The sequence below is a fragment of the Comamonas sp. BIGb0152 genome, assembly GCF_024809975.1.
In the GTDB taxonomy this organism is placed as follows: domain Bacteria; phylum Pseudomonadota; class Gammaproteobacteria; order Burkholderiales; family Burkholderiaceae_C; genus Comamonas.
Genome location: NZ_JANUDY010000002.1, coordinates 148,978 through 170,200, shown reverse-complemented (window position 1 = coordinate 170,200; position 21,223 = coordinate 148,978). Strand labels below are relative to the sequence as shown.

Genomic DNA, 21,223 nt, shown 5'->3' with positions numbered 1-21,223 from the left:
CTGAAAACGGCCCTAGCCTGCATGGATGCGGGGGCAGGCAGCGCCCTACATGCCCATAACGATATGCTGCCTAGGAGACACTTCATGGACCCAACCAGACGCCAGTTCAGCCACCGGCTTGTGCAACTGGGCGCCGCCGCCAGCCTGGCCAGCCCCTGGCTGGCGCGCGCCGCCGATGCCCCCCTGCGTTGGGTGGTGCCCTACCCCGCAGGGGGCGCTGCCGATCAGATCACCCGCATCGTGGCCCATGACGTGGCGCAGGCCGGCGGCCAGCCCATCATCATTGAGAACAAGGCCGGCGCGGCAGGCATGATTGCTGCCGAAACCGTGCTGCGCGCGCCAGCCGATGGACTGGCGTTTTTTGTCGGCTCCAATGCGCCCCTGGTCATCAACAGCGCCATCTACGCCAAGATGAACTACGACCCCGCCAAGGACTTTGTGCCCGTGGCAGGCCTGGGCAAAGCACCCTTGCTGCTGGTCACCCGCAAGGACCTGGGTGCCAGCGATCTGCGTGCGCTGATTGCGCTGGCCCAGCAAGCCCAGCGCCAGGGCAAGACGCTCAGCATGGGCTCGGCCAGCAGCGGCAACATCACCCACCTGGCGGGCGAATATGCCAGCGAGCGCATGGGCTTCCAAGCCACCCACGTGCCGTTCTCCGGCAGTGCGCCAGCCATCACCAGCATGATGGGCGGCAATGTAGACATCATGTTTGATGCCCTGCCTTCGTGCATGCAACAAGCCATTGGCGGGCGCATTGTGCCGCTGGCCATTTTGGACAAGCAGCGCTTTGCACCGCTGGCCCAGGTGCCTACCCTGGCCGAGCTGGGCTTTGGCAATACCGAGGCCAGCGCCTGGTTTGGCCTGGTGGCCCGCAGCGGCACCCCAGCCGAGGCGATTGCGCGCATGAACCAGGCCGTCAACCAGTCACTGGCCAAGCCCGATGTGCAAGAGCGCTTGCGTCGCATAGGTGCGCAACCCATCGCGGCAAGCACCGCAGAATGGGGACAGTTCGTCGCGTCCGAGCGCGAACGCTGGATACCGGTAGCCCAGAAGCTGGGGATCCGCGCTGAATAGCCGCAGCCCTTGCCCGACTCCGCCGCTTTATTTTTAAACTGATTGCTATGACCGCCCTCACCCTGAGCATGCACGGCGCCACCGCCGTGTTGACCATGAACCGCCCCCAGGCCCGCAACGCGCTCGATGAGCAGATGCGCGAGGATTTCACACGCCTGATTCCCCAGGTGCGCGATGACCGCGCCATCAAAGCCGTGGTGCTGACCGGCGCCGGCGGCCACTTCTGCGCCGGGGGCGATATCAAGAGCATGCAGGCCACTGTTGCCGGCAAGCAAGATGTGTTTGACAGCCGCAACCGCATGCTGGGCCTGCACCGCTGGTTTGATGAGCTGCTGGACATGGAAAAGCCCGTCATCAGCGCCGTGCAGGGCAGCGCCTTTGGTGCCGGCCTGTCGCTGGCCTTGGCCGGCGATTTTGTGCTGGCTGCGCCGTCGGCCAAGTTCTGCTGCGTGTTCGCCAAGATCGGCTTTGTGCCCGATCTGGCCGGCATGTATTTGCTGCCCCGCCTGGTGGGCTTGCAAACGGCCAAGGAGCTGGCCTTTACCGCCCGCGTGGTGGCCGCCGACGAGGCCCAGCAACTGGGCATGGTCTACAAGCTGACCAGCGAAGACGTGCTGGCCGAGGCGCTGGCCTTTGCCGAGCGCTTTGCCAGCGCCCCGACCGAAGCCATTGGCTACACCAAGCGCGTGATGAACCGCGCCTTTGAGACCCAGCGCGCCGAGGTCTACCAGCAAGAAGCGCTGGCCCAGACCCTGTGCCGCGAAAGCGCCTTCCACCAAGAGGCGATTGCCCGCTTTGTGGGCAAGCAGCCACCGCTGTACCAGTGGCAGGACTGAGCGCAGTCTGACGCCGCACCAGCAAACAGCCAAGGCGTTGCTGGCGGGTAATTCGCTTCAGTACTTCACATTCACAATCGTCGCCTGCAGCAGCGCCACCACCTTCGGTGGCACTGCCGCATCCGCGCCATAGGCCAGCACCTCGCCGCTGCACACCGTCAGCAGCTTGCCGGCATTGACGACCTTGCCAATGGCCACAAAGCGCTCGCCAATGGCCGGGCGCATCAGGTTGATCTTGAACTCGGCCGTCACCACCTCATAGCCCTCGGCTGCCACCGTCAGCGCCGCATAGCCGGCAGCGCTGTCGACCACGCTGCTCACCGCGCCGGCATGCAAAAAACCATGCTGTTGGGACAGCGACTTTTGAAAAGGCAGTGCAATCTGCACCTCGCCCGGTGCCACCGACAGCAGGCTGGCGCCCAAAGTCTGCATCAAGCCCTGGGCATTAAAGCTGGCAGCGATGCGCTCAAACAGATCGTTCATGGTCGTATGCCTCAGGGGCTTGGCTTTTGGGGAATGGGCCAATCTAGCACGCAGCGCCGCCCAAAACCTGAGCGCGCGTCCTGCACATGACAGCGGCCTTTGCCGCTATGCTGGCGGCCATGGAGTGCCCGCAACTGCTCATCGTCTATCACAGCCACACGGATGGCAGCCGCCAGATGGCTGAGGCCGCGCGCGCTGGTGCCGCCAGCCAGGCGGGCGTGGACGTACGCCTGCTGCGCGCGCCCGATGCCGGGCCTGCCGACGTGCTGGCCGCCAGCGCCTACCTGTTTGCCTGCCCCGAAAACCTGGCGGCCATGAGCGGGCTGATGAAGGACTTTTTTGACCGCTGCTACTACCCGGCGCTCGACCGCATCCAGGGCCGCCCCTATGCCAGCCTGGTCTGCGCCGGCAGCGATGGCAGCAACGCCGCGCGCCAGATGGCCCGCATTGCGACGGGCTGGCGGCTCAAAGCCATCGCCGAGCCGCTCATTGTCTGCACCCACGCCCAAACGCCTGAGGCCATTGCCGCGACCAAAAAGATTGGGGCGGACGACTTGCAGCGCTGCCATGCGCTGGGCGAAGCCCTGGCCGCTGGTTTGGCTATGGGTATTTTCTAAGGCAGACAAGTATCCCGCGCCAAGGGCGGGTTGCCGCTTACCATAGCGCACCCCCACACCACAACATGGCTCCCCCGATGCTCTACATCATTCTCAAAACCGTGCACCTGCTCGCCATCATCGTCTGGCTGGGCGGCATGGCCTTTGCGCATTTCTTTCTGCGCCCTGCGCTGCAGCAGCTCGAACCACCCCAGCGCCTGGTGCTGATGCGCGATGTGCTGGGGCGCTTTTTTGCCGTGGTGCTGGTCATCATCGCTGCCGTGCTGCTGTCGGGCATCGGCATGATGGGCCTGGTCCACCAGATGGCCGCGCAGGCGGGGGCCAAGTTCAGCATGCCCGTGTCCTGGATGGTGATGGCCGTGTTGGGCCTGGCGATGATGGCCGTGTTTGGCCATATCCGCTTTGCGCTGTTCAAGCGGCTGGACCGCGCCGTCAATGCCAAGGACTGGCCCGCAGGCGGCAAGGCCCTGGGCCAGATTCGCCAGCTGGTGGCGCTGAACCTGGCATTGGGAACGGTGATCGTGCTTTTTCTGCGCGTCCCGCTCTGAACGTTCCAGTCCACAGCGCCGCTACCGGCTCCTGCACGGCAGCGGCGCGGGCCCGCATCAGAACTTCATGTCCCCCCGCAGCCACAGGGTGCGACCCGGCTCATGGATGCGCACCCCACCGGGGAAGCCAAAGCCGGCATTGCCCGCCAGGTTCAGGTGCTCGGCATAGGTCTTGTTGAAGACGTTGTCGATGCCAGCAGTCAGGCGCAGCTGCTCGCTGATCTTGTAGCCGGCATTGAGCGACAGCACACCAAAGCCCGCGCTTGCCCCCAGATCCTGGCCCACGACATTGCCCTGGCCTATGGCATAGCGGTGCTGGGCGGCGACCAGGCGCCACAGCGCGCCGGCGCTCCAGGGGCCTTGCCGGTAGTCCAGGCCCAGCTTGGCTTCGAGCGGCGGCACCTGCGGCAGTGGCTTGCCATCGCTGCGGTTGCGCGCCCAGCTGTAGGCCAAGGTGGCCTGGGCGGTCAAGCCGGTGGCCACTTGATAACTGCCACCCAACTCTGCACCAGCAGTGCGCGCCTGCACATTGCGCACGTTGGAGGCCATGCCGGCGTAGTCAAACAGCAGGTAGTCCTGCACCTGGCCGACATAGGCGGAGGTCCACAGCTGCCAGTCCGCGCCCTTCCAGCTGGCACCCACATCGAGCTGGGTGGTTTTCTCGGGCTGCAGGCGGTTAAAGGCATCGCCTTGGTCTGCCGCGCTGTTGCTGGGCGATATCAGCTCCCAGTAATCCGGAAAACGCTGCACATGGCCAAGGCCGGCATACACGGTGCTGCCATCGGCGCGGGCGCGCTCCCAGCGCAGAAAACCACTGGGCAAGGCACGGCGCTCACGGTGGTTGCGCGCGGTGGCGGGCATGCCGCCATCCATAGCGCCCATGGCCTGCATGCCCGCCATGCCACCCATATCGCCCATCCCATCCATGCCGCCCATACCACCCATACCGCTTTTGCTGGGGTAGCGCCAGGCCTGGGCGCGGTCCAGCCGCAGGCCGGCCACCAGCTTGTCTTCACTACCCAAATGCTGCGTGGCCTGCGCAAACAAGCCCTGGTTGCTGAACTTGGCATCCCGCGCCCAGTCCTTGCTGCGGTAGGACTGCATGGGCGTGCCCGATCGGCTGTCGTGCGGGCTGTCCATCGCATCCACGCCCAGCACCGCTTCGGTATGCGGGCCCAGCTGCCAGGTGCTTGCCACCCGCATGCCGGTGGTGGTGCGCCGCACATTGGCGGCCATGGGCATGGACATGCCCCCTTCCGGCACAAAGGGGCGCAGGCTGAAGTTGTCCATCACATGGTCGGCGCGGTTGTAGTACAGCTGCGCTTCGAGCTTGGTCCAGCGCTCGCTCAGGTTCTTTTTTTCCAGCCGCAGGCCATAGCTTTCGCGTTTGAACTGGGTCCCGTCCATGCCGCGCCCGCCGTAGCGCGCCTCGCCGTCGCCCTGGCCGGCACTCAGCTCCAGCCAGGTGTTGGCATCGGGCGTCCAGCCAAAGGCCACATCGGTGTTCCATTTGTCCCAGTGCGAAGGCACGCGCTGGCCATCGCCATCGCGGTAGTCCTTGCTTTGCGAGTGGTTGGCGGTCAGGCGCAGGTAATACTCAGCGTTGCCAGCCAGCAGGTCGATGTTCTGGTCACTGCGCGCTGCTGTGCCGCCTTGCAAACTGGCAGATAGGCGTACCTGGCCGCTGTCCAGCGCCGGCCGCTCACGGTCAAAACGCACCACGCCAGCCGATGCACCCGGCCCCCAGATCACCGTCTGCGGGCCCTTGACCACCGTCAGCACATCGTAGGTCTCCGGCGAGATATAGGAACTGGGCGAATCCATGCGCGCCGGGCATGCGCCCAACAAGGTTTGGCCGTTGCTGAGGATCGGCAGGCGCGAACCAAACTGGCCCCGGAACACCGGGTCGCTGTTGGAACCGCCACTGCGGATCGCCGAAAAGCCCGGAATGCTTTTGAGGTAGTCGGCCGCGTCACTCGCCGGCACCGGTTGGCGCGGCTGCTTGGGATCGGCCACCACCTGCAATGGCGAATGCTCATGCACGGCCGTCACCACGGTTTCTTGCAAGCTGATTTCCGCAGGGGTGTAGGGGGGCATATCCGAAGCGCTTGGTGTTTGCGCCCAGGCCGAGGTGGTGGCCAGTACCAGGACGGAGAGCGCCGCCTGCGGTCGCTGTCGCCGGGCACGCGGCACGGCAGGCAGGCGCAACGCAGGCGCTGCCGCTAAGAAGGAAGAAGTCATCAATGTCTCTCGCAGCAAGCCCCGCATCGTGCGGCGGCTTGCGCTTAAAAGAGGCGGCACAGCGCGGCATGCATCGCAGCGGCGCTTGCACCAAGGCGGGCACCCGCAGCCATGCCCCAGCCCCTGAGCCACACAAGGCAGCCAAGCAAGGCGTGAGAAGGCAAAAACTACCAGGCCCATGGGCCGCAGGCGATGCACGGCCGCCCTCAGCGCATCAACGTGCGCGGGGAGTGGCAAGCAGGATCACTGCGGCAAGATTGCGCTAGGCAAGCTGTGGTGGGCCGCGCGCGGGCAGCGGCGCGCCCGGCGCTTGGGGGGTGTGCGCAGCCTGCGCCTGCCACTGCTGGCGGAAGGCGGGCGCCGCAGGCCGGTGCACATCGGCGGCAAACGCCTGGGGCAGCGCCATCGCAATACACAGCACGCAATCCGCACCGTGTGCCGCATGGCCGGCATGGCTGTCACTGCCCTCGGGAGCAAGATCGTCCGAGGTTGCATGGTCCGCATGGGCCAGTGCCAGATCCAGCGCTGGGGCATTGACGCTGCAGACATCGGCCGCCAGTGCGGCCGCAATGGGCTGGGCCAGCACCCGTACCTGCACGCCTGCCAGCGATGCCACCAGCAGCAGCAACGCAAAAACCGCCGTGATCAGGGCGGAAAAGCGGGGGCGGCTGCGCAGGCGTTGGAGCATGGTGAGGCAGAAGTGTAGGTGAGTTCCTGCTGAGTAGCTGAAGAATCTATTAGATGATTAGCTCAATCAAAAACGGGCCGGGTTGCGCAAAGCTGGCTTTCATCAGGCTGGCGCACTGCTCCAGGCTGGTGGCCCGGGCGGCCTCCACGCCCATGCCCTCTGCCAGCTTGACCCAGTCGATCGATGGGTTGCCCAGGTCCAGCATCTGCATGGCAGTGGCACCTGGGGTGGCGCCCACGCCCTTGTACTCGCCAATCAGGATGTTGTAGCGGCTGTTGTTCAGCACGATGGTGGTGACGGGCAGCTGCTCGCGCGCCTGCGTCCACAGCGATTGCAGCGAATACATGGCAGAGCCATCGGCCTGCAGGTTGATCACCCGGCGCTGTTTGCCCGCGCCAATGGCCGCGCCTGTCGCGACCGGCATGCCATCCCCAATGGCGCCGCCGGCCAGGTGCAACCAGTCATGGGCCGGCGCCGCATGGGTGTGCGGGTAAAAGCCCCGGCCGTAGGAGATGCTCTCGTCCGAGATGATGGCCCCCTCGGGCATCAGCGCCGCCACCGTGCGGGCCAGGCCCTCGGGCGTGGGCGCACCGGTCGCAGCTTCTGGCCGGGGGCCTGCATCGGGGATGGCCGCCTGCGGTGCCTGCAGCGCATCCACCAGCGCTTGCAGGGCGGCCAGCGGCTCTTGCTCGGGGCGTGTCAACACATGCAACTGGGCGCTGGCCGGGTACTGGGTGGAGGGCATGCCGGGGTAGGCAAAAAAGCCCACCGGCGGCTTGGCCCCCACCAGGATGATGTGCTCAAACCGGGCCAGGGTTTTGATGGCGGCCTCCATGCCATAGGGCACGCGCTCCAGCGCCATGCGGCCCCTGCCGCGCTGCAGGTGCGAGGCGCCGTACTCCGCCAGCACCGCAGCCCCGCTGGCCTGCGCCAGCCGCCACACCAGCGCCTGCGCTGGCGCAAACACCGCTGCGCCGGACAGCAGGATCAAGGCCTTGCCGCCCGCCTGGCGCAGCACCTTTGCCACTTCATCAATGGCATGGCCATCCACTGCGGGCGGCGCAGGCACGGGCAGCGGCTGCGCCACCACGCCGCCCTCGTCCCAAGAGACATTGGCCGGCAAAATCAGGCTGGCAATCTGGCCGGGAAAGGTCGATGCCGCGCGCACCGCCATGGCTGCATCCTCGCCCAGCTCAGCGCTGTGGGTGCTGGTATGCACCCAGCCTGAGACGGTGCGGGCCAGGCCGTCGGTGTCGGCCGTCAGCGGTGCATCAAAAGGGCGGTGGTAGGTGGCCTGGTCGCCCACAATGTTGACGATGCCGCTGCGTGCGCGGCGGGCATTGTGCAAATTGGCCAGGCCATTGGCGAGGCCCGGGCCGCAGTGCAGCAAGGTACAGGCGGGCTTGCGTGCCAGGCGGTAATAGCCATCGGCCATGCCGGTCACCACGTTCTCCTGCAGGCCCAGCACGCAGTGCATGCCCGGGATTTGGTCCAAAGCTGCTACAAAGTGCATCTCGCTGGTGCCGGGGTTGGCAAAGCAGGTATCCACACCTGCTGCCAGCAAAGTCTTGACCAGACTGTGTGCGCCGTTCATCTCGAATTCCTTATGGGGTTGCGTTTCACTGCGCGACACCATAGCCGCTTCGGCGCAAAAACCGGGTCGCCAACATGAAAGCAGGCCGCCCAGTAGCCGCTTGTCTCGCCCATGGCGCCTGGGGCCTACGCATGCAGCAGCTATGTAGGCTAATTCTCAGAGGCTCTTAAGGCATTGGATGGCGCAGCAAGCGCATGGGCTGCGGCACAGTCGGTAAACACCCAAGCCGCCTGTACGGAAGTCTGTACGGATGGTGGTTTTGGCATTGCGAGTCGGCGGCAAAACGCCCGCGCAATGCCTGTTTCATCCCCTGCATCTGAACACCAAGTGTTACGCCTGCCGCGCCCACTGCGCCTAGGATGGCCGGATGCAAAACCACACCAAGGAAACCCGCATGCACCGTATGTCTCGCCACGCCCTGTTGTCCACCACCCTGGCCTGCGCCGCTTTGGCCGCCCAAGCCCAGAACAACCCAGGCACGGCCACCGCGCCCGCTGCAGCCCCCGCGCCCAGCGCGGAAGCCGCCCCCCAGGCACCAGCGCCCAACCCGGCCGCTGAAAAAGCCCTGGCCCAGCGCTTCCAGGCACTGCTGGCCGCCTTTGAAGGCAAGGCCGCTGTACCCGATTCCAAGACATTCACCGAAGACTTCAACAAGCAAGTCACGGCCGACCAGATGAAGCAGGTGTTCAACGATGTGCACCAAAGCGTGGGCAGCTGCAAGGTGGGCGCGCAGATGACCAGCCCCACGCCCTACATCACCAGCTATCTGCTGCAGTGTGACAAGGCCTATGTGCCGATGGACATCGGCATCGAGGAAAAGGCGCCCTACCGCGTCCACAGCCTGCTGATCCGCCCGGGTTACTGGAAGAAGTAAGCACCTGTATACGTCTTCCGCACAAACGTTTCGACAAAATAGATGATCGAAACGTCTGTCACAACCCATACTTATTAGTGTTTCCCTGGATAGGGCGTAAAAATTGACGCTTCAACGTCGATTTTTGCGCCGGGCGGCCGTTTAGGCTGGTGATAATGCGCACAAGCTCGCCGCTTTGCCTCAAAGCACGGCACCGAGCTGTCGCCGGGTCGCCACAAGCTGTTTTAGACCCCGACGGCGGGCAGCAAAAGCACTAGCATGCTAGCCACCTTATCAACATTAGGATCCGAGGATTCACTATGCGTAAAACCTTGATCGCATTGGCTGTGGCCGCTATCGCTGCCCCCGCATTTGCTGCAGACCTGAAAGTAGCGGTCGACCCGACCTACGAACCGTTTACCTACAAAACGCCTCAGGGCGAAGTCACCGGTTTTGATGTGGACATCGCCAAGGCGGTGTGCGAGCAGATCAAACGCAAGTGCGTGTTTGTCGAACAGGTCTGGGACAGCATGATCCCCGGCCTGCAGGCCAAAAAGTATGACGTGATCGTCAGCTCCATGTCGATGACCGACGAGCGCCGCCGCGTGGTGGATTTCAGCGACCGCTACTACAAGACCCCCAGCGCCGTGGTGCTGAAGAAGAGCGTGGAATACAAGGGCCCCGCTTCTGCCAAGGGCCTGAAGATTGGCGTGCTCAAGGGCTCCACCCAAGAGAAGTGGGCCAACGGCGAGCTCAAGCCCGCAGGCGCCACCATCGTGCCTTACGAAGCCCAGGACCAGGTCTACCTGGATGTGAAATCCGGCCGTCTGGATGGCACCGTGGCCGACAAGGTCGAAGTCAATGGCGGCTTCCTGCGCAAGCCCGAAGGTGCGGACTATGGCTACAAGGGCCCTGACCAGTACGAGACCAAGTACTACGGTGACGGAATCGGCATTGCGCTGCGCAAAAACCAGGGCGACCTGAAAAAGCAGATCAACGAAGCGATCAAGACCATCCGCAGCAATGGCACCTATGCCACCATTGCCAAGAAGTACTTCGACTTCGATCCCTACGGCAATTGATCGTTGCAAGGCGCTGTGGCACCCAAGCTGCCGCAGCGTTTTTGATCAGGGCTAACACCAAGCGGCGCGCTGCTCCAGAGTCTTCATACTGGAACGCGCCGCAATTGCTTGGTGCAAAGCCCTATTTGCAAGCGCCCTCAGAGGCATACACCAGGCCATCCACGCGCCCGATAGCACACAGCGATTGCGGCGCCTAAGGCCAAAAACTATGAGTGATTACTTTCAATCGATCCTGATGGGCTCGCTGCTGACGGTGGCGGTCTCGCTGGCATCGGCCGCCATCGCCACCGTGCTGGGGCTGCTGGGCGCCAGCGCCAAGCTCTCGGGGCGCCGCCCGCTGGTGGTGCTGGCAACGGTCTATACCTCGGTCGTGCGCGGCATCCCCGAGCTGGTGATGATGCTGCTGATCTTTTACGGCGGCGCCATCGGCCTCAATACCTTGCTCGAAAAAATGGGCAGCGAAAGCTCGGTCGACCTCAACCCCTTTGTCGCCGGCTCCTTCACCATTGGCTTTATCTACGGCGCCTACATGACCGAGACCTTCCGGGGCGCGATCCTGGCCATCCCCAAGGGGCAGATGGAAGCGGCCTGGGCTTTTGGCATGAGCCCGCTCAAGACCTTTTTCCGCATCACCCTGCCGCAGATGGTGCGCTATGCGCTGCCCGGCTTTACCAATAACTGGCTGGTGCTGATCAAGGCCACCGCGCTGGTCAGCCTGATCGGCCTGCAAGACATGACCTACCTGGCCAAACAGGCCAGCGCGGCGGCGCGCGAGCCCTTCATCTTCTTCTTGTTCACCGCTGCCTTGTACCTCGTCTACACATCGGTCTCTCTGTGGGCGCTGGGCCGCCTCAATGCTCGCTACAGCCTGGGAACCGAAAAGGTGCAGCTATGAACTGGGACGTCATTTTTCAGCCCGACACCATTGCACTGTACGGTGAGGGCCTGGTCACCACCCTCAAGCTGCTGCTGTCCAGCCTGTTCATTGGCGCAGTTTTGGCGCTGCTGGGCGCGCTGGCGCTGGTCAGCCGCTCCTGGCTGCTGCGCAAAACCGTGGGGGCCTTCACCTACTTCATGCGCGGCACGCCGCTGCTGATCCAGGTCTACCTGATCTACTACGGCTTCTCCCAGCTCGAATGGGTGCAGGCGCGCTGGGACACGGTCTGGCCTTGGACCTATTTCAAAGAGCCCTTCTTCTGCGCCTTCCTGGCCTTCACCTTGAACACGGCCGCCTACACGGCCGAGATGTTGGCCGGCTCCATCCGCGAAACCTACAAGGGCGAAGTGGAGGCCGCCCGCGCCATGGGCATGAGCCGCTGGCAGCTGATGCGCCGCATCGTCATGCCCAGCGCCATCCGCCGCACCTTGCCCGCCTACAGCAACGAGGTGGTGATGATGCTGCACTCGACCAGCCTGGCCTCCATCGTGCCGTCGCTGGTCGATCTGACCGGCGCGGCCAGCCGGGTGTACTCGGACTACTACCTGCCGTTTGAAGCCTATATCGCGGCGGCGGTGATCTACCTGAGCATCACCTTCATCCTGATTGGCATCTTCCGCCTGGCAGAGCGCCGTTTCCTGGGCTATCTGGCCCCGCGCAAGGCCTAAGACATTTGAGCATCGAGATATGAACGCATCCAACTACAAACTGCAGGCGCTGGACATCCACAAGAGCTATGGCAGCAACCAGGTGCTCAAGGGCGTCTCACTCAACGCCTGCGCTGGCGACGTGATCAGCATCATCGGCAGTTCTGGCTCGGGCAAGAGCACCTTTTTGCGCTGCATCAACCTGCTGGAGCAGCCGCAGCAAGGGCAAATCATCGTGGCTGGCGAAAGCCTGCAGCTGCGTACCGACCGCAACGGCGCGCTGAACGCGGTCGACCCCAAGCAACTCCAACGCCTGCGCAGCAAGCTGGCCATGGTGTTCCAGCACTTCAACCTCTGGGCGCATATGACGGTGATGCAGAACATCATCGAAGTGCCCGTGCATGTGCTGGGCCTGAGCAAGGACGAGGCCGTGGCCCGTGCCCGCAAGTACCTCAAACTGGTGGGCCTGGAGAGCAAGGAAGACAGCTACCCCAACCACATGAGCGGCGGCCAGCAGCAGCGCGTGGCCATTGCCCGCGCACTGGCGGTAGAGCCCGAGGTGATGCTGTTTGACGAGCCCACCTCGGCCCTCGACCCCGAGCTGGTCGGCGAAGTGCTGCGCGTGATGCAGGTGCTGGCCCAGGAAGGCCGCACCATGCTGGTCGTGACCCACGAGATGGGCTTTGCCCGCGAGGTCTCCAACCACGTGATCTTCCTGCACCAGGGCCTGATCGAAGAACAAGGCCCGCCCCGCGAGGTGCTGGCCAACCCCAAGAGCGAGCGCCTGGCGCGCTTCCTCTCGGGCAGCCTCAAGTAAGCAGACTAAGCCGCGTTCTGCCCGCGACAGGATCAGCGCCATCCAAGCGCCGGGTAGGCGCAAAATAGGGCCCGAGGCTGCTGCGCTTGAAGAAGTTCTTGGCAGCGCCAAGCACCCTTCGGGCCACCAGCGCAGATTCGCACCCCCCTCACCGCCACCATGGGCACGCCCAGCTCCCCTCCCCCCGCACCGGATCCCGTAGCAGGCACAAGCGCAGATTTCTCGCTGCGCCGCATTGCCGTGGCGGCCTTTGGCCCCTCGCTGCTTTTTGGCATTGGCGAGGGTGCGGTGCTGCCGGTGATCGTGCTGATGGCGCGCGATCTGGGCGCATCCGTATCTATGGCGGCGCTGGTGGTGGCACTGATCAGCATCGGCTCCTTGCTGAGCAATATTCCGGCCTCGCTGATCACGGCGCGCTGGGGCGAACGCTGGGCGATTGTGGCGGCTGGCCTGTGGAGCGCCCTGGGCATGGCGCTCTGCATGGCCACCGCGCAGCTGTGGCTGTTTGCGCTGGGCTGCCTGATGGTGGGCATGTCGCAGGCGGTTTACAACCTGGCGCGGCAAAGCTATTTGACCGAGGCCGTGCCGGTGTCATTCCGCGCGCGGGCACTGTCCACCTTGGGCGGGGTGATGCGCATCGGCATGTTTATCGGGCCCTTTATCGGCGCCTGGGCCATGCATGCCTGGGGCCTGCATGCCGCATTTGCGGTGGGCATCGTGGGCGTGCTCTGCGCCGCAGCCATTGGCTTGCGCGTGCCCGATCTCGCTGCCCCCACCGGGCTGCCAGGCCAGCCGGTACCGACCGAGGCACCGTCGATCGCCGGCATCCTGCGCGCGCACCACAAGCTGTTTCTCACCCTCGGCCTGGGCGTGTTGCTGGTCAGCGCCGTGCGCGCCTCGCGCCAAGTGGTCATTCCGCTGTGGGCCGACCACCTGGGCCTGGCGCCAGCGGCTGCCTCGCTGGTTTACGGGCTGGCGGGCGCTATCGATATGCTGGTCTTCTACCCCGCAGGCAAGCTGATGGATCTGAAAGGCCGGCGCTGGGTGGCCGTGCCGTCGATGCTGGTGATGGGCGCCGCCATGCTGTTGATGCCCTTGACCAGCACGGTGACCACGCTGCTGCTGGCCGCCATGGCACTGGGCTTTGGCAATGGCATCGGCTCGGGGCTGATCATGACCTTGGGCGCCGACCATGCGCCGCGCCATGCCAGGGCACATTTTCTGGGGCTATGGCGACTGGCGGCCGACCTGGGCTCGTCCCTTGGGCCGGCTCTGCTGTCGTTCCTGGCCGGCAGCCTGTCCCTGGCCAGCGGCATCGCTTGCATCGGCCTGCTGGCCTGGGGCGCAGCCGCTGCACTGGCGCGCTGGATACCGCCTGGCAAACGCTGAGTCTGACGCGCCTACCAAACGACGGGCTCGGGCTCCAGCTGGATTCCAAAGCGCTCGTAAACGCTGGTCTGGATGGCACGCGCCAAGGTGACCACCTCACCACCAGTAACGCTGCCCTCGCCCTCACCCAGGTTGACCAGCACCAGCGCCTGGCGGTCATACACACCGGCCTTGCCAATGCTTTTGCCCCGCCAGCCGCAGGCATCGATCATCCAGCCCGCCGCCAGCTTGATGCTGCCATCCAGCATGGGGTAGTGCACAATTTTGGGTTCGCGCGCGATGATGTCCTCGCACTGGTCGGCCGTAACCTGCGGGTTTTTGAAAAAGCTGCCGGCATTGCCGATCTGCGCCGGGTCGGGCAGCTTGGCGCGGCGAATCTCGACCACCCAGTCAAAGATGTCCTGGGCCGTCGGCTGCGCAATGCCTTTTTCGGCCTGCTTGCGGGCCAGGTCCAGGTAGCCCAGCTCGGGCTTCCAATCCTTGGCCAGGCGCAGGCGCACATGGGTGATGACGGCGCGGCCCGCCAGCCCCATGCCCCGGGGCTCGGCCACGCCGGTGGCGCGGGCGATCATGGTCAGCGGCATGGTTTCGGCCGGCGCATGCTTGAACACCGAATCCCGGTAGCCAAACGCGCATTGCGCCGCCTGCAGGCTGAAATGCTGGCCATTGCTCAGATCCATCGCATCGAGCGAGTCAAAGCGATCTTGCAACTCCACACCATAGGCACCAATGTTCTGTACCGGCGCGGCACCTGCGGTGCCAGGGATCAGCGCCAGGTTCTCCAGCCCCGGGTAGCCCTGGGCCAGGCTCCAGGCCACCACCTCGTGCCAAACCTCGCCGGCACCCACTTCAATGATGTAGTGCTTGTCGGTCTCTTCGACCAGGCGCTTGCCCATGATTTCCATCTTGAAGACGGTGGGCTCGACATCGCCGGTGATGACAATATTGCTGCCACCCCCAAGCACCACCACCTGGCGGCTGGCGCCCAGCGGAGGCTGCGCCAAAAATTCTGGGATATCTTGGGGGGATTGCACGCGCACCAGGTTCATGGCCCGCGCCATGATGCCAAAGGTGTTGTATTGCTGCAGCGGGGCATTTTTCTCGACTAACATCGCTAGATTGTCGCACTTGTCGCGACCCACTCAGGCGCTCAGCCTGGCCTGCAAGGAGAGTATTTATGCCATCGTTTGACACGGTTTGCGAAGCCGACTTCGTCGAGGTGAAAAACGCTGTTGAGAATTCCGCCAAGGAAATTGGCACCCGTTTCGACTTCAAGGGAAGCTCGGCCGGCATCGAGCTCAAGGACAAAGAGATCGTCATGTTCGGCGATGCCGATTTTCAGCTGGTGCAGGTCGAAGACATCCTGCGCAACAAGCTGACCAAGCGCAATGTGGATGTGCGCTTTTTGGACAAGGGCCCCGTGCAGAAGGTCGGCGGCGACAAGGTCAAGCAAGTGATCAAGGTGCGCAACGGCATCGAGCAAGAGCTGGCCAAGAAGATCCAAAAGCTCATCAAGGACAGCAAGATGAAGGTGCAAGCTGCCATCCAGGGCGATGCCGTGCGCGTCACCGGCACCAAGCGCGATGACCTGCAAGCCGCGATGGCGCTGCTGAAAAAAGACGTGACCGACGTGCCGATTTCGTTCAACAATTTCCGCGACTGATCCACCTTCGGTCACAAACAAACAGGCCGCGCTGCAAGCTATGCAGCGCGGCCTGTTTTTATGGCGCCAAGCCGTTTAGAACTGGTAGTTCGCGCTCAGCAAAGCACCACGGGGCGTGCCGGGCATGCTGCTGCTGCGCCAGTATTCCTTGTTGGTCAGGTTGGAGACGGCCAGGGTGACGGTCCACGGCGCTGCGCGCCAGCCCACCAGGCCATCCCAGCGGGTGTAGCCCGGCACGCGCGCGGTGTTGGCGTCATTGGTATAGCGCGCGCTGGTGTGGGTCACACCCAGCTCCGCATACCAGTTGCCCGCAGGCGCATAGCGCAGGAACACATTGCCATTGCGGCGCGCGGTGTTGGCCAGGTAGTTGCCTTCCAGCGCGGGGTTGGACTTGTTCTCGGTGACCTTGGCCGCCATGATGCCGACGCCGCCGCGCACATACCAAAACGGTGCCACACGGCCGGCGGCACTGAACTCAATACCGCGCGAGCGCTCTTTGCCGCGCACCGCCCAGGTGAAGGGGTCGTTGTCCGGATCGGGGCGGTAGCGGATGTTGTAGTGCTCCAGCTGGTAGACGGCCAGCTGCGTCGACAGCGCGCCATCCAGCCAGTCGCTTTTGACACCCATCTCGTACTGCTGCGAATGCTGGGGCTCATCATCGAGCACCGCACCGGCACCCGTATCCACCGACAGCGTGCCCCGGCCGCCATAGGGCGAGAAGCTGCGGCTCCAGGAGGCATACAGGCTGTGATCACGCACCGGCTGCCAGACAATGCCAGCACGGGGGCTGACGGAGTTGCCGTCGGTGCTGCGGCTGGCATTGGTCAGCTGGTTGGTGCTGTTGAAGTCGAAGTTGTCGTAGCGCGCGCCCAGCAGCAGCTTCCACTGGTCGCTGAGGCTGATCAAATCCTGCAGATACAGCGCGCGGGCCGTGCCTTTGTGCAGGTTGTGCTGCGATGGCGCGCCTTGCGGTGGCCGCACGGCATCAAACACCGGGTTGTTCGGGTCGATATAGCCATTGCTGTTGGCGGTGCTGAACAGGCGCGGCGCACGCTCTTCCTCGCTATGCTCCACACCCAGCAGCAGCTCATGGCGCATGCCGGCCAGGTCCAACTTGCCGGTCAGATCCACCGTGTGGGTGGTGGTGCGGTTCTCGGTTTGCTGCCAGGCATAGCTTTGGCGCAGTAGGCCGGGGTTGGCGCACTTGGCACCCGCAGGCGTCAGACCTTGGGGGTTGCAATAGGTGCCGGCAAAGTAGTGGTCAAAATCCTGGCTGGCTTCGCGCTTGCTGGCCACCCAGCGCACACTCCAGGCCGGGTTGAACTCATAGGACAGGTCCGAGCGCAGCACGCGCAGGCGGTCTTCAACAAAATCGCCCGGCTGGGCAAAGCCCTGGCGCAGCGACATGCCCGGCGGCATCTGCTCGTACGTGGGGCCCCGGTCGGGCACACGCCAGACATTGTCATAGGTGTACTGGCCGGTCCAGCGCAGGCCCGTGCGCGTGTCCACCAGAATGCTGGGCGAGACCATCTCGTTGCGGTTGCGGATGCCGCTGCGAAAGCTGTGCGCCTGCTCGCGGTCGGCCGTCAGCCGCACGACCACATTGGGGCTGAGCACCTTGTTGATGTCGATGGTGCCGCCCACGTTCTCCCAGGAGCCGCCTCGCAAGGTCACGCTGCTGACGCCGTCAAAGCGCGCCTGCTTGCTGACCATGTTGACCACACCGCCGCCAGCGCCACGGCCATACAGCACCGAGGCGGGGCCTTTCAGAATCTCGATGCGCTCCACGTTCGCGGTGCTGCGGCGCACCTGGCCGGATTCGCGCACACCATCGCGGTAGATGTCTCCGCTGTCGGCATTGAAGCCCCGAATCATCACGCCCTCGCCGCGCATGTCGTAGCTGGTGTTCACGCCCGGCACGCCATCGAGCATCACCGACAGGTCATTGATGCCATAGCTCTTGTACTTGTTGACCTCCAGGGTGTCGATGGTCTGCGGGATGTCCTTGGGCGCCATATAGGTCTTGGTCGCCGTGGTCACGCCTTCGGGGCGCACATCATCGGGGTCGTAATGGTCGGCAGACACCTGGACCGTTGGCAAGGTGTGCTCTTGCGCGATGGCGGGCACATAGGCCAGCATCAACAGCGCCGCCACCGACAGGCTGGCACGCTCGCCTCTTGTACGCGCGAGGGTCTCGCTGCGAAGGGCTTGGATCATTGAAAACTCCTGAAACAATAATTCCGTTTGGTAAACGGCTTGTAAAAATTGAGTGAGGAATGCTAATGATAACGATTATCAATAGCAATGTATTAACCTTAATCCTGCATTTAGATTTCCAAAAAACAACGATCTAGCCTCTCTGCGAAAAAAATAAATCTCTGCTTCTGGCATCCAAGGCTTGCTTTACGATGTAAAGCAAATGCCCTGCTCCCTGCGGGCGATAGACTCGGCGCTGCACGGTGTTGCTGTGCGCCCGCTGCCCCAGATACCTATGAACTCTCTGTTTTCTCCGCTCAGCCCACGCGCAGGCTGGATGCCGGGCCTGCTGGTGGCTCTGTGCTGCAGCGCTGGCTTTGCAGCCCTTGCACAAGACACGGCCGATGCCCCCCGCTCGGTGGCACTGGCCGGCATTCTGGGCGACAAGGCCTTGCTGGTCATTGATGGCCGGGCGCCCAAGGCCGTGGCAGCCGGTAGCAGCTACCAGCAGGTGCAGGTCATCAGCGTCAAAGATGGGCAGGCGCAGGTACGCATTGCCGGCGTGGCCCATAGCCTGCGCATGGGCGAATCACCCGTCAGCGTCTCCGATGCAGCGCTGCCGGTGAGCAATACCGGGCGCATCGTGCTGTCGGCCGACGCCACCGGCCACTTCATGACCGCCGGCATGATCAATGGCAAGTCCACGCGCTTTATGGTGGATACCGGCGCCACCACCGTCAGCCTGGGGGTGAGCGAGGCCCGCAAACTGGGCATCGACTACAGCAAGGGCCGTGCGGTGCGCATGGGCACGGCCAATGGCGTGGGCCATGGCTGGTACCTCAAGCTCAATAGCGTGCGCATCTCCGATGTGGAGCTGCGCAATGTGGATGCCGTGGTCACCTCGTCCGACATGCCCTTTGTGCTGCTGGGCAATAGCTTTCTCAATGCCTTCGAGATGAAGCGCGCCGGCCCGCAGATGACCTTGGACCGGATCAAATAAAACCCCCGCCTTTGCCGCGCCGCCGCACAAAACAAAAGGGCTGAACCCGCAATGGTGTTCAGCCCTTGTCCCGTCTGCGCGATGGCAGCGCGGTGCATCACTTGCTTTTCTTTTGGCCCAGCTTGGATTCCTTGCCTTCGACCAGGCGCTGGATATTGAGTTTGTGGCGGTAGACCAGCAAGGCTGACATGGCCAACACGGCGATAAAAATCTCGGCATGGAAATCCCAGAGTTCGCCGCCGATGAGGATATAGAACACCGGTGCCAGCACCGCCGCCACCAGCGACGACAGCGATGAATAGCGCCAGATGGCTGCCACAGCCACCCAGGCCAACAAGACCAGCAGCCCCAGCCAGCCGCTAAAGCCCAGCAGCACGCCCAGCGCCGTGGCCACGCCCTTGCCGCCTTCAAACTTGAAGAACACCGGCCACAAATGGCCCAGAAATGCGGCAATGCCCACCAGTGCAATGGTGCCCTCTGCCAGGCCATAGGGTTTGCCAAACCAGGTGACCAAGGCCACCGGCAGCCAGCCCTTGGCGGCATCCAGCAACAAGGTCACTACCGCTGCGGCCTTGCTGCCCGAGCGCAGCACATTGGTAGCGCCCGGGTTTTTGCTGCCATAGGTGCGCGGGTCATTGAGGCCCATGGTTCGGCTGACGATCACCGCAAACGACAGCGACCCGATGAGGTAGGCCAAGATGGTGGCCAAAAAGGAATAAACGGTACTCAAATTGCTCCCCTTGCCTGTGCGCCTGGGCTGCAGGCGTAGGCTGGTATATGTATGACGAATGCAGGCCTCATTCTGCCAGCGCGCACTGCACAGGCTGGGCACCCAATACCTCAACGCAGGCTTTGGGGTCGATCTGCACCAAAAAACCACGCCGCCCGCCATTGATGGCGATGCGCGGCAGCGCCAGAATCGTCTCTTGTATATACACCGGCATGGGCTTGCGCAGGCCAAAGGGCGATGTCCCCCCCACCAGGTAGCCGCTGTGGCGGCTGGCCACCTCGGGCGTGCAAGGCTCCACACTCTTGGCGCCAATCTGGCGCGCCAGGCTCTTGGTCGATACCTTGCAGTCGCCATGCATCAGCACGATCAGCGGCTTGGCATCCTGGTTCTGCATCACCAGGGTCTTGACCACCACATGCTCATCGAGCCCCAGCTGGCGGGCGGACTCTGCTGTGCCGCCGTGCTCCACATAGTCGTAAGGATGCTCGGTAAATGCCACCTTGTGCGCCTTCAAAAACTGGGTGGCAGGCGTTTCGCTGATATGGTTTTTTTTGCTCATCGTTAAAGAGGTGGCCACAGGTACCACACAAAATCTGCCGTTATTGTCTCGAAAAAAATGGGCTGGGCGAGCCGCCAAGCATAGCGGCCTTGGCAACGCCAAAGGCCCTGGTTTGCACCAGGGCCCGCAGGTCACCGCATCAACCAGCTCCCCGAGAGGGGAGCCACAGGCTTACTGCGCCGGATCGCCCAGCGCCCAGCGCAGGGCATCGATCTCTTGGAGCACGGCCTCGGACAGCTGGGTGCCCCAGATGTTGAGGTCCTCGTCCAGTTGCTCCATGGTGCGCACGCCGATGATGGTGCTGGCCACCTGCCATTTGGTGTAGCAAAACGCCAGCGCCAAAGCGGTGGGGGTCAGGCCATGGTCGCGGGCCAGCTGGTTGTAGCGCTTGGCAGCGTCCAGCGCCTCAGGGCGGCCCCAGCGCTGCTTGCGCACCGATTCATAGCTGGCAATGCGTGCGCCCTGCGGTGCCTGGGGGCCGGTGATACCGCTGTCGTCGTACTTGCCGGTCAGCAGGCCAAAGGCGAGGGGCGAGTACGCCAGCAGCGACACACCCAGCCGGTCGCAGGTTTCATCCAGGCCGTTTTCCCAACTGCGGTTGATGAGGCAGTACGGGTTTTGCACGCTGGCCACGCGCGGCAGGCCATGCTGCTCGGCCAGGCGCACAAACTCATGCACGCCATAAGGCGTCTCGTTGGACAGGCCGATGTGGCGAATCTTGCCTGCCTTGACCAAGCCGGCCAGCGCCTGCAACTGCTCGCCAATCGTCGTCTCGCTGGTTTCCTTTTGGGGGTCGTAGTACAGATTGCCAAAGGCGGGCACATGGCGCTCGGGCCAGTGGATCTGGTAGAGATCGATCACATCGGTCTGCAGGCGGCGCAGGCTGGCGTCGCAAGAGGCGACGATGTCGGCGGCCGTCATGCCCTTGCCTTCACGCACCCAGGGCATGCCGCGCGTTGGCCCGGCCACCTTGCTGGCCAGCACCACTTTGTCGCGCAGGCCCGGGTTGGCCTTGAACCAGTTGCCGATGATGGTTTCGGTCGCACCAAAGGTCTCGGCGCGTGCGGGCACTGCGTACATCTCTGCCGTGTCCCAAAAGTACACGCCCCGCTCCAGCGAGTGGCTGAGCATGGCATGCGCATCCGCCTCGCTCACCTGCTCGCCAAACGTCATCGTGCCCAGGCAAATGGGCGAAACCTTCAAATCACTGCGGCCAAGTAGGATGTCTTGCATAAAAAATTCAGCGGTGTCGGTCAAAAAAAACCAAGT

At 63.7% G+C, this 21,223-nt stretch carries 21 protein-coding genes; 12 read left to right on the top strand and 9 right to left on the bottom strand.

The genetic code is table 11. The annotated features are described in order from the left end of the window. The first annotated feature begins 84 nt into the window (after nucleotides 1-84). Nucleotides 85-1,074, top strand: coding sequence for a tripartite tricarboxylate transporter substrate binding protein (locus M2375_RS04230; protein WP_259164151.1), 990 nt, complete (start codon nucleotides 85-87; stop codon nucleotides 1,072-1,074). A 41-nt stretch (nucleotides 1,075-1,115) separates the two neighbouring features. Then, a complete protein-coding gene (locus tag M2375_RS04225; protein WP_404979282.1) occupies nucleotides 1,116-1,910 on the top strand; it encodes an enoyl-CoA hydratase/isomerase family protein in 795 nt (264 codons plus the stop codon). Nucleotides 1,911-1,967: 57 nt separating this feature from the next. Here the strand turns inward: M2375_RS04225 and M2375_RS04220 are convergent, their stop codons facing one another. Then, on the bottom strand, nucleotides 1,968-2,393 hold the full coding sequence (locus M2375_RS04220) for a PaaI family thioesterase (RefSeq protein ID WP_259164148.1): 426 nt from the start codon (nucleotides 2,391-2,393) through the stop codon (nucleotides 1,968-1,970). A gap of 119 nt (nucleotides 2,394-2,512) precedes the next feature. Here M2375_RS04220 and M2375_RS04215 point away from each other — a divergent pair, with 119 nt between their 5' ends. Then, complete coding sequence (locus M2375_RS04215; protein WP_259164771.1) at nucleotides 2,513-3,010, top strand: flavodoxin family protein; 498 nt, start codon at nucleotides 2,513-2,515, stop codon at nucleotides 3,008-3,010. A gap of 77 nt (nucleotides 3,011-3,087) precedes the next feature. Continuing rightward, nucleotides 3,088-3,558, top strand: coding sequence for a CopD family protein (locus tag M2375_RS04210; RefSeq protein WP_259164147.1), 471 nt, complete (start codon nucleotides 3,088-3,090; stop codon nucleotides 3,556-3,558). Nucleotides 3,559-3,615: 57 nt separating this feature from the next. Here M2375_RS04210 and M2375_RS04205 read toward each other — a convergent pair whose 3' ends face one another. From M2375_RS04205 to M2375_RS04195, 3 genes are all read right to left on the bottom strand, one after another. Next, on the bottom strand, nucleotides 3,616-5,799 hold the full coding sequence (locus tag M2375_RS04205; protein WP_259164146.1) for a TonB-dependent copper receptor: 2,184 nt from the start codon (nucleotides 5,797-5,799) through the stop codon (nucleotides 3,616-3,618). 262 nt (nucleotides 5,800-6,061) lie between these two features. Then, nucleotides 6,062-6,487: a DUF2946 family protein gene (locus tag M2375_RS04200; RefSeq protein WP_259164145.1), complete on the bottom strand. Its 426-nt coding sequence runs from the start codon at nucleotides 6,485-6,487 to the stop codon at nucleotides 6,062-6,064. 49 nt (nucleotides 6,488-6,536) lie between these two features. Further along, nucleotides 6,537-8,081: an acetolactate synthase large subunit gene (locus M2375_RS04195; RefSeq protein WP_259164144.1), complete on the bottom strand. Its 1,545-nt coding sequence runs from the start codon at nucleotides 8,079-8,081 to the stop codon at nucleotides 6,537-6,539. A 394-nt stretch (nucleotides 8,082-8,475) separates the two neighbouring features. Here M2375_RS04195 and M2375_RS04190 point away from each other — a divergent pair, with 394 nt between their 5' ends. From M2375_RS04190 to M2375_RS04165, 6 genes are all read left to right on the top strand, one after another. Continuing rightward, entirely contained in the window at nucleotides 8,476-8,955 is a 480-nt protein-coding gene (locus M2375_RS04190; protein WP_259164143.1) for a hypothetical protein, read from the top strand. Nucleotides 8,956-9,254: 299 nt separating this feature from the next. Further along, nucleotides 9,255-10,016 (top strand): transporter substrate-binding domain-containing protein, encoded by a 762-nt coding sequence (locus M2375_RS04185; RefSeq protein WP_259164142.1) that lies wholly within the window; start codon nucleotides 9,255-9,257, stop codon nucleotides 10,014-10,016. Nucleotides 10,017-10,224: 208 nt separating this feature from the next. Further along, nucleotides 10,225-10,911, top strand: a complete 687-nt coding sequence (locus tag M2375_RS04180; RefSeq protein WP_259164141.1) for an ABC transporter permease — start codon at nucleotides 10,225-10,227, stop codon at nucleotides 10,909-10,911. Next, nucleotides 10,908-11,621 (top strand): ABC transporter permease, encoded by a 714-nt coding sequence (locus M2375_RS04175; protein ID WP_259164139.1) that lies wholly within the window; start codon nucleotides 10,908-10,910, stop codon nucleotides 11,619-11,621. The genes M2375_RS04180 and M2375_RS04175 overlap by 4 nt, the downstream gene beginning before the upstream one ends. A 19-nt stretch (nucleotides 11,622-11,640) precedes the next feature. Further along, nucleotides 11,641-12,417 carry an ABC transporter ATP-binding protein gene (locus tag M2375_RS04170; RefSeq protein ID WP_259164138.1) on the top strand — a complete coding sequence of 259 codons (777 nt, stop codon included), beginning with the start codon at nucleotides 11,641-11,643 and terminating at the stop codon, nucleotides 12,415-12,417. Nucleotides 12,418-12,576: 159 nt separating this feature from the next. Then, nucleotides 12,577-13,806: an MFS transporter gene (locus M2375_RS04165; protein WP_259164137.1), complete on the top strand. Its 1,230-nt coding sequence runs from the start codon at nucleotides 12,577-12,579 to the stop codon at nucleotides 13,804-13,806. Between the two features lie 11 nt (nucleotides 13,807-13,817). On the opposite strand, the gene murB is transcribed toward M2375_RS04165, so the two are convergent. Continuing rightward, nucleotides 13,818-14,918, bottom strand: a complete 1,101-nt coding sequence (murB, locus tag M2375_RS04160) for a UDP-N-acetylmuramate dehydrogenase (protein ID WP_259164136.1) — start codon at nucleotides 14,916-14,918, stop codon at nucleotides 13,818-13,820. Between the two features lie 65 nt (nucleotides 14,919-14,983). Here murB and M2375_RS04155 point away from each other — a divergent pair, with 65 nt between their 5' ends. Beyond that, nucleotides 14,984-15,469: a YajQ family cyclic di-GMP-binding protein gene (locus M2375_RS04155; RefSeq protein ID WP_259164135.1), complete on the top strand. Its 486-nt coding sequence runs from the start codon at nucleotides 14,984-14,986 to the stop codon at nucleotides 15,467-15,469. Nucleotides 15,470-15,544: 75 nt separating this feature from the next. On the opposite strand, the gene M2375_RS04150 is transcribed toward M2375_RS04155, so the two are convergent. Continuing rightward, entirely contained in the window at nucleotides 15,545-17,686 is a 2,142-nt protein-coding gene (locus tag M2375_RS04150) for a TonB-dependent siderophore receptor (RefSeq protein WP_259164133.1), read from the bottom strand. Nucleotides 17,687-17,960: 274 nt separating this feature from the next. Here M2375_RS04150 and M2375_RS04145 point away from each other — a divergent pair, with 274 nt between their 5' ends. Next, on the top strand, nucleotides 17,961-18,665 hold the full coding sequence (locus tag M2375_RS04145) for a TIGR02281 family clan AA aspartic protease (RefSeq protein ID WP_259164132.1): 705 nt from the start codon (nucleotides 17,961-17,963) through the stop codon (nucleotides 18,663-18,665). Nucleotides 18,666-18,762: 97 nt separating this feature from the next. Here the strand turns inward: M2375_RS04145 and plsY are convergent, their stop codons facing one another. The 3 genes from plsY to M2375_RS04130 form a co-directional block, all read right to left on the bottom strand. Next, nucleotides 18,763-19,395, bottom strand: a complete 633-nt coding sequence (plsY, locus tag M2375_RS04140) for a glycerol-3-phosphate 1-O-acyltransferase PlsY (RefSeq protein WP_259164131.1) — start codon at nucleotides 19,393-19,395, stop codon at nucleotides 18,763-18,765. Between the two features lie 67 nt (nucleotides 19,396-19,462). Then, nucleotides 19,463-19,954: an aminoacyl-tRNA deacylase gene (locus M2375_RS04135; RefSeq protein WP_259164130.1), complete on the bottom strand. Its 492-nt coding sequence runs from the start codon at nucleotides 19,952-19,954 to the stop codon at nucleotides 19,463-19,465. A 171-nt stretch (nucleotides 19,955-20,125) separates the two neighbouring features. Next, nucleotides 20,126-21,187, bottom strand: coding sequence for an aldo/keto reductase (locus M2375_RS04130; RefSeq protein ID WP_259164129.1), 1,062 nt, complete (start codon nucleotides 21,185-21,187; stop codon nucleotides 20,126-20,128). Nucleotides 21,188-21,223: the final 36 nt, after the last annotated feature.

Bases quoted from the DNA above. Each gene is read 5' to 3' on its own strand.
- M2375_RS04155 (WP_259164135.1), top strand. From the start codon at position 14,984: ATGCCATCGTTTGACACGGTTTGCGAAGCCGACTTCGTCGAGGTGAAA.
- M2375_RS04130 (WP_259164129.1), bottom strand. From the start codon at position 21,187: ATGCAAGACATCCTACTTGGCCGCAGTGATTTGAAGGTTTCGCCCATT.
- M2375_RS04135 (WP_259164130.1), bottom strand. From the start codon at position 19,954: ATGAGCAAAAAAAACCATATCAGCGAAACGCCTGCCACCCAGTTTTTG.
- M2375_RS04200 (WP_259164145.1), bottom strand. From the start codon at position 6,487: ATGCTCCAACGCCTGCGCAGCCGCCCCCGCTTTTCCGCCCTGATCACG.
- M2375_RS04180 (WP_259164141.1), top strand. From the start codon at position 10,225: ATGAGTGATTACTTTCAATCGATCCTGATGGGCTCGCTGCTGACGGTG.
- M2375_RS04195 (WP_259164144.1), bottom strand. From the start codon at position 8,081: ATGAACGGCGCACACAGTCTGGTCAAGACTTTGCTGGCAGCAGGTGTG.
- M2375_RS04145 (WP_259164132.1), top strand. From the start codon at position 17,961: ATGAACTCTCTGTTTTCTCCGCTCAGCCCACGCGCAGGCTGGATGCCG.
- M2375_RS04230 (WP_259164151.1), top strand. From the start codon at position 85: ATGGACCCAACCAGACGCCAGTTCAGCCACCGGCTTGTGCAACTGGGC.
- M2375_RS04215 (WP_259164771.1), top strand. From the start codon at position 2,513: ATGGAGTGCCCGCAACTGCTCATCGTCTATCACAGCCACACGGATGGC.
- murB (WP_259164136.1), bottom strand. From the start codon at position 14,918: ATGTTAGTCGAGAAAAATGCCCCGCTGCAGCAATACAACACCTTTGGC.
- M2375_RS04205 (WP_259164146.1), bottom strand. From the start codon at position 5,799: ATGACTTCTTCCTTCTTAGCGGCAGCGCCTGCGTTGCGCCTGCCTGCC.
- M2375_RS04190 (WP_259164143.1), top strand. From the start codon at position 8,476: ATGCACCGTATGTCTCGCCACGCCCTGTTGTCCACCACCCTGGCCTGC.
- M2375_RS04170 (WP_259164138.1), top strand. From the start codon at position 11,641: ATGAACGCATCCAACTACAAACTGCAGGCGCTGGACATCCACAAGAGC.
- M2375_RS04185 (WP_259164142.1), top strand. From the start codon at position 9,255: ATGCGTAAAACCTTGATCGCATTGGCTGTGGCCGCTATCGCTGCCCCC.
- M2375_RS04165 (WP_259164137.1), top strand. From the start codon at position 12,577: ATGGGCACGCCCAGCTCCCCTCCCCCCGCACCGGATCCCGTAGCAGGC.
- M2375_RS04220 (WP_259164148.1), bottom strand. From the start codon at position 2,393: ATGAACGATCTGTTTGAGCGCATCGCTGCCAGCTTTAATGCCCAGGGC.
- M2375_RS04150 (WP_259164133.1), bottom strand. From the start codon at position 17,686: ATGATCCAAGCCCTTCGCAGCGAGACCCTCGCGCGTACAAGAGGCGAG.
- M2375_RS04175 (WP_259164139.1), top strand. From the start codon at position 10,908: ATGAACTGGGACGTCATTTTTCAGCCCGACACCATTGCACTGTACGGT.
- M2375_RS04210 (WP_259164147.1), top strand. From the start codon at position 3,088: ATGCTCTACATCATTCTCAAAACCGTGCACCTGCTCGCCATCATCGTC.